Here is a 12,531-nt window from a genome sequence, read left to right on the forward strand (position 1 = left end):
ATCTACAGCCCATTCAGGTCGGCATGTGCGTTGAAGTTACGGAAGTATTTTTTTTGCTCCTCTTTAAGAGGTAAAGTGGCAAGCCGCAGATGATCCAATGTGAATTTCATGCTGAACTTCTTTAGTTGTCCTTCGCGCAGCATGGTCATTATTTGATGAAGCGCGGCAGCAGTATATATTGCGCACAGCGGTTCTGCCTCGCCTTCATTGGTATATAAAAAAACCTCAGCATCCTGTTTTTGATACAGGGTATACAGTTCTTTGAGTAAAAATGTTTCCATCAGGGGCATATCGCAGGCCAGTATAAACAGGTCTTCTGTGGGATTGGCGATGTGCGCACTTAGAAGCCCGAGTAGTGGTCCTTTTACAGGAAGGACGGTATTATCGGTTATTAATTCAACACCCGGCAGGCTATGAGCATAACTGTTTTCCTGTAAAGTGTTGATAGACGCTTTCACAGGTATGCCGAGGTCTTGTAATTTCCGGGCGGCATCAGTGGCCCAGTTGGCGACATCCGTTCGTAGTAGCCCCTTATCGCTGCCCATCCGGGAGCTCAGGCCTCCGCAAAGTATAATTCCCGTCATATTGCTTAAAAAATGATGTGTCATAAAATTAGTCATTCTTTTAAACAAAGCTTATCTGTAGACGAGAAAAGTGTACTTTCATAGTATGCTATCAATAAGTCACTTGTATGTATATCCTGTTAAATCCCTGGGAGGTATTCTGCTTGACCAGGTAAAGTTATCCGACCGGGGACTGGAGCATGACCGGAGATGGATATTGGTCGATGATAATAATCGCTTTATTTCCCAGAGGGAAGTGAGCAGGATGGCATTGCTGCATACTGTTATATGCGGCAGCCAATTGATCATTTTTGAAAAAGGGCATAGCGCCGACGTATTAGGGCTGGATTTGATTCCTGCCAACGGCGATAGGGTGAGAATAGAGCTATTTAAAGACGAAAGTGAAGGCGTAGTTGCCGAAGAAAGGGTTAATGACTGGTTCTCAAAAAAACTGGATTTAAATTGCCGGTTGGTGTATATGCCGGATACCATAAGAAGGGTAGTCGACCCCGTGTATGCCCATGACGGAGAGATAACGGCGTTTTCTGATGGATTCCCATTGCTGTTGATTGGCCAGGCATCTTTGAATGATTTGAATAACAGACTGGATCAATGGCTGCCCATGAACCGTTTCCGGCCCAATATCGTTTTTACCGGTGGAGCGGCTTTTGAGGAAGATACCATGAAAGAAGTGGTGATAAACGATATCAGCTTTTCGGCGGTAAAGCCATGCGCAAGATGTGTGGTGACCACTATCGACCAGGAGACCGGTGTTAAAGGAAAGGAGCCTTTGCGGACGCTGAATAAATACAGGCAGCTCAATAACAAACTTTATTTTGGACAGAATATTTTATACAAGGGTGAAGGAGTCTTAAGAATAGGAGATGAACTGAAAGTAATGCAGCGACAGCCTTATTTATTGTAACCATGCTTATTGATCGATACAACCGTGTTCATGATTATCTGCGTTTATCACTTACAGATAATTGCAATTTCAGGTGCTTTTATTGTATGCCTGAAGAGGACTATGCCTTTTCGCCAAGAGAAGCCTTAATGCAGGCCGGCGAAATAGAGCAGATCGCTCAAACCTTTGTCAGATTAGGTGTGAAGAAGATCCGGTTAACCGGTGGCGAACCACTGATCAGAAAAGATGCCGGTGTGATCATCAGGTCCCTGTCCCGCCTGCCGGTACAATTGGCGCTCACTACCAATGGCGTCAGGCTGCACGATTTTGCAGCAACTTTTAAAGAGGCCCGGCTTGGTTCTGTTAATATTAGCCTTGATACCTTACAGGCAGAGAAATTTCAAATGATTACCCGGAGAGACAGCTTTCGGCGAGTGATGGATAATATAAGCCTGATGCTGGATGATGGTGTACATGTGAAGATCAATGTAGTGGTGATGGCGGGTTTGAATGATAATGAGCTGCTTGATTTTGTAGCGTGGACAAAGGATACACCTGTACATGTGAGGTTTATAGAGTTCATGCCCTTTGCCGGTAACCGTTGGACCAGTAATAAAGTATTTACCTGGCAGCAAATACTGGAACGTATTTCTGAGGGATATTCTTTTCTCCCCTTAAAAGTAGATGCGCATGAAACCGCAAAAGCGTATATCGTACCGGGGCATGCAGGAACATTCTCGGTCATCAGTACCATGAGCGCTCCGTTTTGCAGTAGCTGCAATCGTATCAGGCTGACTGCCGATGGTAAATTGAAGAACTGCCTGTTTGCCCGGGGGGAAACAGATATTTTGTCTGCCCTGCGAAATGGAGGGGATATTGAAGCGCTCATCAAACAAAATATAGCCGCCAAGGCCCTTGAACTAGGGGGGCAGCTGAATAAGGATTTCGAAACGCTGAATGGCGATGAGGTTCTCAACAGGAGTATGATCGCTATAGGCGGCTGATCCGGTTTTTGATTATTGTACAAATAGAAATAATGATTAGTGTAGCAACCGCCAGGGAGTTGGTAACAGATAACACGGTTTGTTTGGCACCCGTTACCATTCCATTAAAAGATAGTTTAGGGAAAGCCCTGGCGGGTGATATAATTGCTCATGCCGATGTACCAGCTTTTGCACAATCGGCTATGGATGGTTATGCATTTTCTTTTGAGGATTGGCACAAAGAGAGTGCTCTGAAAATCAGCGGAGAAATGGCTGCGGGCGCCGGCGAAGAAAAGTTGGTAGCAAAAGGTGAAGCGATTCGCATCTTCACAGGTGCGCCGGTTCCTTCATCAGTCAATACAGTGGTAATGCAGGAAAAAACCCGTATGGTTCCAGACGGATTGTTGATTGAAGACGAGTTGCTTATCAGGGGAGCCAATATAAGGCCGGCAGGATCTGAAATTAAAAAAGGAGAACTGGCATTAAAGGCAGGCAATCAGCTTACGCCTGCCGCTATCGGATTTTTAGCTGGCATAGGCCTCAGCCGGGTGACTGTCTATCCGGACCCCGCGATCACAGTCATCATAACAGGCGACGAATTACAGGAGCCGGGCGAACCATTAGGGTATGGCCAGGTGTACGAATCGAATTCCTATACACTGTCAGCCGCCTTAGCCAATGTAGGTTTATCCGATGTGCAGGTAGTGCAGGTAAAAGATAATGCGCAGGAGCTAACATCGGCAATGGAGCGTGCATTGAAGGGGTCTGACCTGGTGCTGCTCACCGGTGGTGTAAGTGTAGGGGATTATGATTTCGTAATAAAGGCAGCAGCAGACTGTAAGGTGCAAACAGTATTTCATAAAATAAAGCAAAGACCTGGCAAGCCCTTGTTTTTTGGTAAAAAAGGCCCTGCAATAATATTTGGCTTACCTGGCAATCCCTCTTCGGTATTGACCTGTTTTTATATGTATGTGCTGCCTGCTTTGGAGCTGCTTACACAACGCCCCCTCAGTTTAAAAACGCGTCAGGTGCCACTCGTAAATAGCTATACCAAACAACATGCGCTTACCCATTTTTTAAAGGGTTGGTATGATGGGGCAGGGGTACGGATATTAGATGCGCAGGAGTCTTATCGCTTAAGCTCCTTTGCGCAGGCTAACTGTCTGGCAGAGTTGGGTGTCGAAGCGCGTTTGTATAGCGAAGGAGAAGATGTTGTTATTCATCTGTTATAATTACTATATGGACTTAATGTATTTGTTTTACCTGAGTTTGTTCGTAGTGGCATTTCTTTATGCCTCTATTGGCCATGGGGGTGCCAGTGGTTACCTGGCATTAATGGCTATTTTTGGAGTGGCTGCTGAAGTAATGAAACCCACTGCCCTGCTGCTCAACCTCTTTGTGTCGCTGGTGTCTTTTGTTCAGTTTTACAGGGGTGGGTATTTTAAAATGAAGTTGTTTGTACCACTGGCGCTGGCTTCCATACCCTTTGCTTTTTTAGGCGGGCTCATCACAGTCGACGCTTCTTTCTATAAAAAAATATTGGGTCTTTTATTACTGATTCCTATTGCCCGGTTTCTTTTTTTCAGTAACCTGAAGTTTGAAGCCACAAAGCAATATCAGTTAGGGCTGGCTATTCTGATCGGGGCCGCAATCGGGTTCTTGTCCGGTCTTATCGGTATTGGCGGCGGCATTATTCTATCTCCTGTTCTGCTGTTACTCCGGTGGGCTAATATGAAAGAGTCGGCCGCCGTCAGTGCTATCTTCATTTTTGTTAACTCAGTTGCCGGGCTGGCGGGACAACTAACTAAAGGCATAGAATTTACAGCAGATATGTACGTGTATGTAGTCGTAGCTTTCTGCGGCGGTTTGCTGGGTGCTTATTTCGGATCTCTTAAGTTTAGGCAGGAGGCGTTAAAGTATATACTTTCTCTTGTTTTGTTAATGGCGGCATTTAAGTTGTTTTTCGTATAATAAAATAAATTGGGTTGGATGCGTTTGCGCTTATTATGTTTTTTATCGATATTGATCGTTAATCAGGCTTTTTCGCAAAAGAGCATTACGCCTACTGATCAGTTGGTGATTGAAGGAGAGGTGGAGCAAAGGTTGCCTGTTTCTTTAACAGATTTGGGCAGGTACAGGACCTACACCATAGATAGCTTCCGCATTAAGAATCACCTGAAAGAACCCCGGTCGTTAATGAAAGATTTGAAATTGGTTTTGTTGAAAGATGTTTTGGCAGAAGTTAAAATCAAAACCCCGGGACCAAAACAGCTAAGCGAATACTATTTTATTGCTGAAGCCAGTGATGGATACAAAGTAGTGTTTTCATGGAATGAATTGTTTAATACCAAAATAGGAGATGAGGTATACCTGGTAGTGGAATATGATCAACAGGCAGGTGTACAAATGCCGGACAGGATTGCATTGCTCTCTGCGGGCGATGAGGCATTGGGAAGAGATATGTAAAAAGGTTAAAGAAAGTAATCATCAAAAGGGTTCGTTAAATTTGCTTATGGCGATACAGGTTTTATTTTTTGGTCAGCTTGCGGAGATTGCGGGAAACATAGTAGGGATGCCCGTAGCCCCAACCTTGCGAGGGCTGGAACGGGGATTGTGGGAACAGTTTCCTTCACTCAAAGAAAAGAAATATGCGTTATCTGTTAATCAGAAAATGGTGGCAGGAGATATCTCATTAACTGACGGAGATATAGTCGCCCTTTTACCTCCTTTTTCGGGAGGATAGTTTATGAGCCTACAGGAATTTAATACGAGATATCAGCGACAGCTCATTCTAAAAGACTTTGGAATGCAGGCCCAGCAAGGGTTGCAGGCCGCAAGTGTTTTAGTGGTGGGAGCCGGCGGATTGGGCTGTCCCGTACTACAATACCTGTGCGGTGCAGGTGTTGGGACGATCGGTATTATTGATGACGACCTGGTATCGCTTTCGAATTTACACCGGCAGGTGTTATACCGTACAGGCGATATAGGTCAGGCAAAAGTAACAGTAGCAGCAGCGCGTTTGCAGGAACTTAATCCCCTTATCAATATTAAAGCTTATAGAGCACGCCTGTCTAATAAAAATGCATCCGATATTATTTCAGGCTACGATATCGTTGTAGATGGTTCCGATAACTTTCATACCCGTTACCTGGTAAATGACGCTTGTGTGCTGCTAGGAAAACCTTTGGTATATGGCGCTATTACCCAATACCAGGGGCAGGTTTCCGTTTTTAATTATCAGGTTGAAGAAGGCAGCAACAGGTCGCTGCATTACCGTGATCTTTTTCCGGAGCCGCCGGGTAAAGATGAGGTGCTTAATTGCAGCGAGGCTGGCGTGTTGGGCATGCTACCCGGAGTGATCGGTACAATGATGGCAGCCGAAGTCGTGAAAGTTATTACAGGTATTGGAAAGGTGAGCGCCAATGAATTGATTACTTATGATATGCGCGATCACCAGGTGTATAAAGTTTTGATGACGCCCAATCCGGGTAAAATTCAGATGCCCGAAACCATAGCCGCGTTGCAGAATTTTATATATGAGGAGCAATGTCTTGCGGCTGATCCCCTGGAAATAACGGCGGAGTTTTTCACACAATGGATGCAACGCAATGATGTGATCTTCGTTGATGTGCGTAATATTGATGAAGAACCACGGATAAAAAACTTTTCACACCTTAATATTCCTTTGCCCGAACTGACAGAAAGAGCGGATGAGCTAAAGCAGCGCAACATTGTCTTATTTTGTGCTTCGGGCAAGCGAAGCCTGGCTGCGGCCCGCGTGCTATTGCAATGGAATGATCAATTAAAAGTATATAGTCTGAAGGGCGGCATTCATCACTGGCTGCAAACTCAGTCTTCTGTATTATGAGCGAAAAGAAAGTAAAAAATATTTTTGTAGAGGGCCCCATTAGCGCTGCTTTTATAGCAGATAGCATTCAGAAGCATGCGGTCAAGACCAGTATTGGTGCGCACGATATTTTTTTAGGGCAGGTAAGGGCTGATATTATTGATGGCCACCTGGTAGCCGCCATCGAATACACAGCCTATGAAGATATGGCCCTGCAAAAAATGCAGGAAATACGGGAAGCTGTTTTTGATAAATATGCACTTACCTGCATGCATGTGTATCATAGCCTGGGCAGGGTAAATGCCGGGGAGTTATGCCTTTTTGTATTTGCATCGGCTCCGCACCGGCGGGCGGCTATAGACGCCTGTGGCGAACTGGTAGAGCTGATCAAGAATGAATTGCCGGTTTGGGGAAAGGAACTTTTTGAGGATGAAACACACCAGTGGAAGGTGAATAGGTAGAGAAAGAAGTTGATAGTTGACAGATAAGAGTTGACCAGGTATCGGCAGGCTTCGATGGGTGTCTTCACCAATCGGGGTATTTATTGTATTTGAATGCCACATGAAGAATTATAAATTTGTGATCTGATTTTTTTTAGTATGGTTGATATTACCTTTAAGTCAAGCAGTTTGAGGAAAGCCGTTGCTGTAGCAATCTTAACGGTGTCGAAGCAGGAAACTATTGAAGCTATTCATAACAGAACGATTCCTAAGGGAGACGTTTTTGAATTCTCGCGTGCTGCGGGCTTGCTGGCTATTAAAAAAACCAGCGATGTAATTCCCGATTGTCATCCTCTGCCGGTAGAATATGCAGCTATCAGTCACCAGGTTGAAGGGCTGGATATTATAATCAGCGTTACGGTGCATACTATTTATAAAACCGGTGTGGAAGTGGAAGCGATGCATGGCGCGGCTATTACGGCGCTGACCATGTATGATATGCTAAAGCCGGTTGATAAGGAAGTATCTATTTCCAATATAAGGCTGGAAGCAAAAAAAGGCGGGAAATCTGATTTTAAAGATGATGCGGGAGGCATCAAATGCGCGGTGGTGGTTTGTTCTGATAGTGTAGCTTCGGGTAATAAAGAAGACCGCAGTGGAAGGGCTATTTTGAAAAAGCTGCAACAACATAAGGTCACGGCCGCGGCTTACGAGATCATAGCTGATGAAGAGGAAGTTATAGCACAACGAGCTAAAGCGCTGGCAGGGGAGGGGTACCAGTTGATATTATTTACAGGAGGTACAGGGCTAAGTCCCCGGGATGTGACACCTGATGCGATACAGCCTTTGCTGGACCGGGAAATACCCGGTATTATGGAGGCAGCCCGTAACTATGGACAGCAAAGAACGCCCTATGCCATGCTATCAAGAGGGGTAGCTGGTTTTATCAGCGATTCATTGGTGATTACGTTGCCAGGCTCTACCCGCGGTGCCGAAGAAACTATGGATGCCTTATTTCCCTATGTATTACACCTGTTTAAAATAGCAAAGGGAATGCGGCATGACCAGGCTGGGTGATATTACCCTGCGTGCTCCTCCAGTTCCATTAACAAGTTAAACACGGCTTCGTATTTTTGTTCCAGTTGTTTATTTTCTTCTGCAGCCTTTTTATATCCCTGCTCGGCTTCAAGAAACTTGTCTTTATCTGCATAAATAGCCGGGTCGGCCAGTTGTGCTTCCAGGGTTTTCAATAAGGCTTTGTTTTTATTTAATGCCTCCTCTGCCTGCTGAAACTGGCGCTGTTGTTTTTGTAATTCCTTTTTTTGCTCTTTGTTAATGGCCTGGTTTTTCGGAGCAGCTTCTACCGGCTTTTCTTTCACAACAGGGGCGGGAGCAGGTGCTGCATTAGCTTTTTGCTCCCCTTTTTTTGAGGAAGCTACCTGCTTTGCCTGTGCGGCCATTCTTTCATTCCAGGCTACCCATTCATCATATCCACCTTTAAATTCTTTGATCTGGTGATCCACTATCTCCCAGATCTTATTAGCTGTTTTAGAAATAAAATGACGGTCGTGGCTTACGATCACCAGGCTGCCCTCATACTTTTTTAGCGCGTCGATCAGCAGGTCGCAGCTATGCATATCCAGGTGGTTGGTAGGCTCATCCAGCATCAGGAAATTGGCCTTGCTGACAATGGTTTTAGCCAGGGCAACACGTGCTTTTTCTCCTCCACTCAATACCTTTATCTTTTTATCAGCATCGTCTCCGCTAAACAGGAAACAGCCTAGGAGCGTCCTTAATTCAGCATCGGTCATTTGCGCGCCGCAGCTGCGCATTTCATCCAGTATTGTGTTATTGAGGTTCAGTGATTCCAGCTGATGCTGCGCATAAAAGCTTTCATCTACATTATGCCCCCATTTGCGTTCTCCCTCTATGGGTTCAATACCTGCAATAATTCTTAATAAGGTTGATTTTCCCTTTCCGTTTGCTCCAATCAAAGCAATCTTATCACCCCGCTCAATTTCCGCCTTGGCATGATCCAGTATCACTTGTTCTCCAAACGATTTGGAAATATTATCCAGTTCCACCAATACTTTTCCGGGTGTTTTATCCACCCTGAAATTGATCCGGATATTGGGTCTTTCCACGCTTACGTCTTCTATCCGGTCCAGTTTGTCCAGCTTCTTCATGATACTCTGAGCCATTGCGGCTTTGCTGGCTTTAGCACGGAATCTTTCCACCAGGCGTTCGTTCTGCCGGATATAATCCTGCTGGTTCTCAAAAGCCTTTTGCTGCATTTCTATACGTATTTCTTTCTCCGTTTCATAAAACTCGTAGTTACCGTTATATACATGCAGCTCTTTTTGATACAGCTCAATGATCTTGGTAACCATTCGGTTCAGGAAGTATTTATCGTGACTCACTATTACCACCGCACCCTGGTAATGTTGCAGGTATTTTTCCAGCCATTCAATAGACGGAAGATCAAGGTGGTTGGTAGGCTCATCCAATAATAGCAGATCCGGTTTGGCCAATATCATTTTAGCCAGCAACACGCGCATACGCCATCCTCCGCTGAATTCTTTATAAGGCCGGTGCAGATCGGCATTGGAAAATCCTAAACCCTGCAGCACTTCCTCTGTTGTGTGGTGGATATTGTAGCCATCTAAGGTGTCCATTTCGTGCAGCTTGTCCGAATACTCATGCAAAGTTTTTTCATCGCCGGTACGTTCCAGCTCTTTACCCAGTTCTTCAATTTCTTTTTCCAGCTGTATGACTCTTTCAAAAGCGCCTAATGCCACTTGCAGGATAGACTCATTCGTGTCAAAACTTAACAGGTCCTGGTGCAGGTAACCAATAGTTGTATCCCGGCTTTTTTCAACGGTGCCCTTCGAAGGGCTGAAGCCGCCCGTGAGTAATTTCAGCAGGGTAGACTTTCCTGTTCCATTATACCCGATTAACCCGATCCTTTCATTAGGTTGAATGTGCCAGGTAGCATCTTTCACAATTACTCTTGCGCCAAATTCAAACGTCACATTTTGTAAGCCTGCCAGCATAATCTATAATTTTTACTATTTTTGATCTATTGAGCCTGCAAAATTAGCAAAAGCAGGTAGTAACTTAAGCCTTATCATGAAATAAACATAAAAATTATCGGGCTAATTTATTTCGCAGTGATGATAATTTTTATCGTTTATACTATGTGGCCAAAAGCAATAAAGAATCCTACATGAAAAAACTATTTTTGGTTATTTTAGTGCTACTAGCAGCTTTTTTGGTGTATAAATATGCTTTTAAGAAGGATGAGCCTAAAAAGGAAGCGCCTAAGTCCCTGCCGGTAAGCGTACATAGCGATATTTTTAACCAGTCGGTAACAGCAGTTTTAAACAGCTATTACACGCTGTCCGATGCTTTTGTTAACTGGGATTCAACTGCAGTGAATAAGGCCGCCGCCGATTTACAAACGGCTATTAGCAATTTTAAAATAGATGAGCTGAAGAAAGATTCCAGTATCTATGAAACGGCCCTTTTCCCGCTCGATAACAGCAGGAACAGTTTGACGGCCATCCAACAAGGTGCTGGCTGGGAGGAGAAGAGAAGGGCATTGCAGGATCTTTCTGAAAACCTGCGCATGTTGCTGATCACCATCAAATACGACCAGGGTGTAGTATATTGGCAGGAGTGCCCCATGGCTTTTGGAGAAAATACTATAGGGAACTGGTTGAGCGCGGAAGAAAAAGTGATCAATCCTTATTTGGGCGCCAAGGATCCTAAATACGGCGCTACTATGTTAAATTGTGGCGAAACCAAGGAAAAAATTAATTTTTCGGTACCTGATACAACGGTTAAGTAATAAAATGTCTCCGTAGCTCAGTTGGTAGAGCAGCTGACTCTTAATCAGCGGGCCCAGAGTTCGAGTCTCTGCGGGGACACAGGAGCGGCTTCAGGCCGCTTTTTCTATGCATAGACTATAGCCATCCGAACATGGCTACAGGAGTTTGATCTGTCCCGGCAGGTGCTGTATTTAAATGAGTTTTTTTAAGACAACTGCTTCCTTATAAAAGATGTCTCTCATTTTTTCTTTATTTTCGGTCAGGATTTTACTTCCTTTCAATTGGAGCGTATGATAGATATGGTATTGCAGTAATTACCTCCCGGTATTACATCTTTTAATGGATCTTATTTTAAAAGCCTCTGCACTTTCGTGCAGGAGAAGCATCCTTATTTATTTAATTCTATCAAATAATGCACAAACACAATTATATTATCAGAAGAGAAGCATCTTCTGATATCCAAGCTATCGATCAGGTAACAAAGGCTGCGTTTGCCTCCGCAGCGTACAGCAGTGGGACGGAATCTTTTATCATAAAATCCCTGCGCGCCAATGACCGGCTTACCATTTCCCTGGTGGCAGAGGAGGAGGGCTTGCTGATAGGTCATATTGCTATATCGCCTGTACTTATTTCTTCAGGAGGTAAAGGCTGGTTTGGGCTGGGACCTGTATCAGTGATCCCTTCCCGGCAGGGATCTGGCATAGGTTCAGGCCTGATCAGGGCGGCCATTGATGCGTTGAGAGAACTGCAGGCCGCGGGCTGCGTGGTGCTGGGCGAACCTTCTTATTATGGCCGGTTCGGATTTAAAACCGATGCCCGTTTGCGGTACCTGCATGCTCCGGCAGCGTACTTCCAGGTACAGTCTTTTACAGGTAAAATACCGGAGGGTACCGTAGAGTATGATGATAGTTTCAACGTCACCGGTTGAATTTGATCAGGAGTAATAAAAGGGCTGTCTCAAAAGGACAGCCTTTTTTGTAAGTTTTCTTGTTCCCTTTCCTGATCAATACCGGCCTGAAGAAATAAAAGACTGATCCTGGTGGTTGGCCGCGGCATTAGTTTGATAAAGCACCCTGAACAACCACACCATCCTTTTCTATTTAAAAAAAACTTTAAATTCGTTTGAATGATCTGTTTTGCCAAAATACCGCTTATAGCTCCCCATTCCATAGCAACAGAGTTGGCCAGCTATCCATCCGACTGGAAGGCACATTTCAATACCTTACATTACCAGGGAGAATGGACCGTATTGCCGCTGCGCGCACCAGGCGGAAAGGATCATATTGTACCAGAGCTCATGGGGGAGCAGAGCTATGCCGCTACAGAACATATGCGATACTTTCCCTCCGTTGGATTGTTGCTCCGCTCTTTTGGTTGCCCGGTACAATCTGTTCGTTTTTTAAATCTGAAAGCGGGAGCCTGCATTAAGCCGCACCGCGATCAGGAACTGGCATTTGAGATCGGTGAAGCACGGCTCCACTTTCCAATATGCACCAATCCTGATGTGGCTTTTTGGGTGGAGGATCATCGGCTGAATATGCAACCGGGAGAATGTTGGTACATCAACGCCAACCTCACGCATCATGTAAGCAACAACGGGAACACCGACCGGGTGCACCTGGTAATTGATTGCCTTGTAAACGATTGGTTGCGCGAACTTTTCAGTCGTTCAGATAAACATACAAAAGCCGATATCGTCGATTTTGAACGGCAAAAACAAATAATTGAAGCATTGAGGTTACAAAACAACCCCACTGCAACGCAGCTCGCCGACCAACTGGAGCGCGAGCTTGGTATTTTATAAGCCTTTGCAATACAATGAGGCTGGTCGTTTCCTTTTTAGTTTATTGCAACAAAGCCTGCGTTTGTTGCTACGCATTCAAATAAACCTTTTCCTGCGCCTTTGCTCCAATAGACTACTCTTAATGGATACGTTTCTTATTTCATTTAAGCGATGTTTCAAC

Annotated in this window: 14 protein-coding genes and 1 tRNA gene; 13 read left to right on the forward strand and 2 right to left on the reverse strand. The window is 44.8% G+C overall.

The features are described from left to right. Positions 1–2 precede the first annotated feature (2 nt). Positions 3–608, reverse strand: coding sequence for a molybdenum cofactor guanylyltransferase (mobA, locus tag U0035_RS18625; protein WP_162817913.1), 606 nt, complete (start codon positions 606–608; stop codon positions 3–5). Between the two features lie 61 nt (positions 609–669). Here mobA and U0035_RS18630 point away from each other — a divergent pair, with 61 nt between their 5' ends. The 9 genes from U0035_RS18630 (at position 670) to moaCB (ending at position 7,814) form a co-directional block, all read left to right on the forward strand. After that, entirely contained in the window at positions 670–1,488 is an 819-nt protein-coding gene (locus tag U0035_RS18630) for an MOSC domain-containing protein (RefSeq protein ID WP_114791531.1), read from the forward strand. A 2-nt stretch (positions 1,489–1,490) separates the two neighbouring features. Then, on the forward strand, positions 1,491–2,471 hold the full coding sequence (gene moaA, locus U0035_RS18635; protein ID WP_114791530.1) for a GTP 3',8-cyclase MoaA: 981 nt from the start codon (positions 1,491–1,493) through the stop codon (positions 2,469–2,471). Between the two features lie 32 nt (positions 2,472–2,503). Beyond that, the gene (locus tag U0035_RS18640) at positions 2,504–3,682 is read left to right on the forward strand and encodes a molybdopterin molybdotransferase MoeA (protein ID WP_114791529.1); all 1,179 of its coding nucleotides are present in this window, start codon (positions 2,504–2,506) and stop codon (positions 3,680–3,682) included. A 7-nt stretch (positions 3,683–3,689) separates the two neighbouring features. Further along, positions 3,690–4,421 carry a sulfite exporter TauE/SafE family protein gene (locus U0035_RS18645; RefSeq protein WP_114791528.1) on the forward strand — a complete coding sequence of 244 codons (732 nt, stop codon included), beginning with the start codon at positions 3,690–3,692 and terminating at the stop codon, positions 4,419–4,421. 18 nt (positions 4,422–4,439) lie between these two features. Further along, positions 4,440–4,916 carry a molybdopterin-binding protein gene (locus U0035_RS18650; protein WP_114791527.1) on the forward strand — a complete coding sequence of 159 codons (477 nt, stop codon included), beginning with the start codon at positions 4,440–4,442 and terminating at the stop codon, positions 4,914–4,916. A 46-nt stretch (positions 4,917–4,962) separates the two neighbouring features. Next, entirely contained in the window at positions 4,963–5,193 is a 231-nt protein-coding gene (locus U0035_RS18655) for a MoaD/ThiS family protein (RefSeq protein ID WP_162817912.1), read from the forward strand. Between the two features lie 3 nt (positions 5,194–5,196). Continuing rightward, the gene (gene moeB / locus U0035_RS18660) at positions 5,197–6,318 is read left to right on the forward strand and encodes a HesA/MoeB/ThiF family protein (RefSeq protein ID WP_114791525.1); all 1,122 of its coding nucleotides are present in this window, start codon (positions 5,197–5,199) and stop codon (positions 6,316–6,318) included. Next, positions 6,315–6,758 (forward strand): molybdenum cofactor biosynthesis protein MoaE, encoded by a 444-nt coding sequence (locus tag U0035_RS18665; protein ID WP_114791524.1) that lies wholly within the window; start codon positions 6,315–6,317, stop codon positions 6,756–6,758. Before moeB ends, U0035_RS18665 begins: the two co-directional genes overlap by 4 nt. 138 nt (positions 6,759–6,896) lie before the next feature. Continuing rightward, positions 6,897–7,814 carry a bifunctional molybdenum cofactor biosynthesis protein MoaC/MoaB gene (gene moaCB, locus U0035_RS18670; protein ID WP_114791523.1) on the forward strand — a complete coding sequence of 306 codons (918 nt, stop codon included), beginning with the start codon at positions 6,897–6,899 and terminating at the stop codon, positions 7,812–7,814. A gap of 2 nt (positions 7,815–7,816) precedes the next feature. Here the strand turns inward: moaCB and U0035_RS18675 are convergent, their stop codons facing one another. Further along, positions 7,817–9,790: an ABC-F family ATP-binding cassette domain-containing protein gene (locus U0035_RS18675; protein WP_114791522.1), complete on the reverse strand. Its 1,974-nt coding sequence runs from the start codon at positions 9,788–9,790 to the stop codon at positions 7,817–7,819. A gap of 173 nt (positions 9,791–9,963) precedes the next feature. On the opposite strand from U0035_RS18675, the gene U0035_RS18680 reads away from it, so the two are divergent. The 4 genes from U0035_RS18680 (at position 9,964) to U0035_RS18695 (ending at position 12,371) form a co-directional block, all read left to right on the forward strand. Beyond that, the gene (locus tag U0035_RS18680; RefSeq protein ID WP_114791521.1) at positions 9,964–10,587 is read left to right on the forward strand and encodes a DUF3347 domain-containing protein; all 624 of its coding nucleotides are present in this window, start codon (positions 9,964–9,966) and stop codon (positions 10,585–10,587) included. 6 nt (positions 10,588–10,593) lie between these two features. After that, positions 10,594–10,666: transfer RNA gene (locus U0035_RS18685), tRNA-Lys, on the forward strand. A gap of 313 nt (positions 10,667–10,979) precedes the next feature. Continuing rightward, entirely contained in the window at positions 10,980–11,495 is a 516-nt protein-coding gene (locus tag U0035_RS18690) for a GNAT family N-acetyltransferase (protein ID WP_114791520.1), read from the forward strand. Between the two features lie 198 nt (positions 11,496–11,693). Next, positions 11,694–12,371 carry an aspartyl/asparaginyl beta-hydroxylase domain-containing protein gene (locus tag U0035_RS18695; RefSeq protein ID WP_114791519.1) on the forward strand — a complete coding sequence of 226 codons (678 nt, stop codon included), beginning with the start codon at positions 11,694–11,696 and terminating at the stop codon, positions 12,369–12,371. Positions 12,372–12,531 lie beyond the last annotated feature (160 nt).

It is taken from the genome of Niabella yanshanensis (assembly GCF_034424215.1).
Taxonomy (GTDB): Bacteria; Bacteroidota; Bacteroidia; order Chitinophagales; family Chitinophagaceae; genus Niabella; species Niabella yanshanensis.

Excerpts from the sequence above, each read along its gene's own strand:
- mobA (WP_162817913.1), bottom strand. The coding sequence starts at position 608 with ATGACACATCATTTTTTAAGCAATATGACGGGAATTATACTTTGCGGA.
- U0035_RS18630 (WP_114791531.1), top strand. The coding sequence starts at position 670 with ATGCTATCAATAAGTCACTTGTATGTATATCCTGTTAAATCCCTGGGA.
- moaA (WP_114791530.1), top strand. The coding sequence starts at position 1,491 with ATGCTTATTGATCGATACAACCGTGTTCATGATTATCTGCGTTTATCA.
- U0035_RS18640 (WP_114791529.1), top strand. The coding sequence starts at position 2,504 with ATGATTAGTGTAGCAACCGCCAGGGAGTTGGTAACAGATAACACGGTT.
- U0035_RS18645 (WP_114791528.1), top strand. The coding sequence starts at position 3,690 with ATGGACTTAATGTATTTGTTTTACCTGAGTTTGTTCGTAGTGGCATTT.
- U0035_RS18650 (WP_114791527.1), top strand. The coding sequence starts at position 4,440 with ATGCGTTTGCGCTTATTATGTTTTTTATCGATATTGATCGTTAATCAG.
- U0035_RS18655 (WP_162817912.1), top strand. The coding sequence starts at position 4,963 with ATGGCGATACAGGTTTTATTTTTTGGTCAGCTTGCGGAGATTGCGGGA.
- moeB (WP_114791525.1), top strand. The coding sequence starts at position 5,197 with ATGAGCCTACAGGAATTTAATACGAGATATCAGCGACAGCTCATTCTA.
- U0035_RS18665 (WP_114791524.1), top strand. The coding sequence starts at position 6,315 with ATGAGCGAAAAGAAAGTAAAAAATATTTTTGTAGAGGGCCCCATTAGC.
- moaCB (WP_114791523.1), top strand. The coding sequence starts at position 6,897 with ATGGTTGATATTACCTTTAAGTCAAGCAGTTTGAGGAAAGCCGTTGCT.
- U0035_RS18675 (WP_114791522.1), bottom strand. The coding sequence starts at position 9,790 with ATGCTGGCAGGCTTACAAAATGTGACGTTTGAATTTGGCGCAAGAGTA.
- U0035_RS18680 (WP_114791521.1), top strand. The coding sequence starts at position 9,964 with ATGAAAAAACTATTTTTGGTTATTTTAGTGCTACTAGCAGCTTTTTTG.
- U0035_RS18690 (WP_114791520.1), top strand. The coding sequence starts at position 10,980 with ATGCACAAACACAATTATATTATCAGAAGAGAAGCATCTTCTGATATC.
- U0035_RS18695 (WP_114791519.1), top strand. The coding sequence starts at position 11,694 with ATGATCTGTTTTGCCAAAATACCGCTTATAGCTCCCCATTCCATAGCA.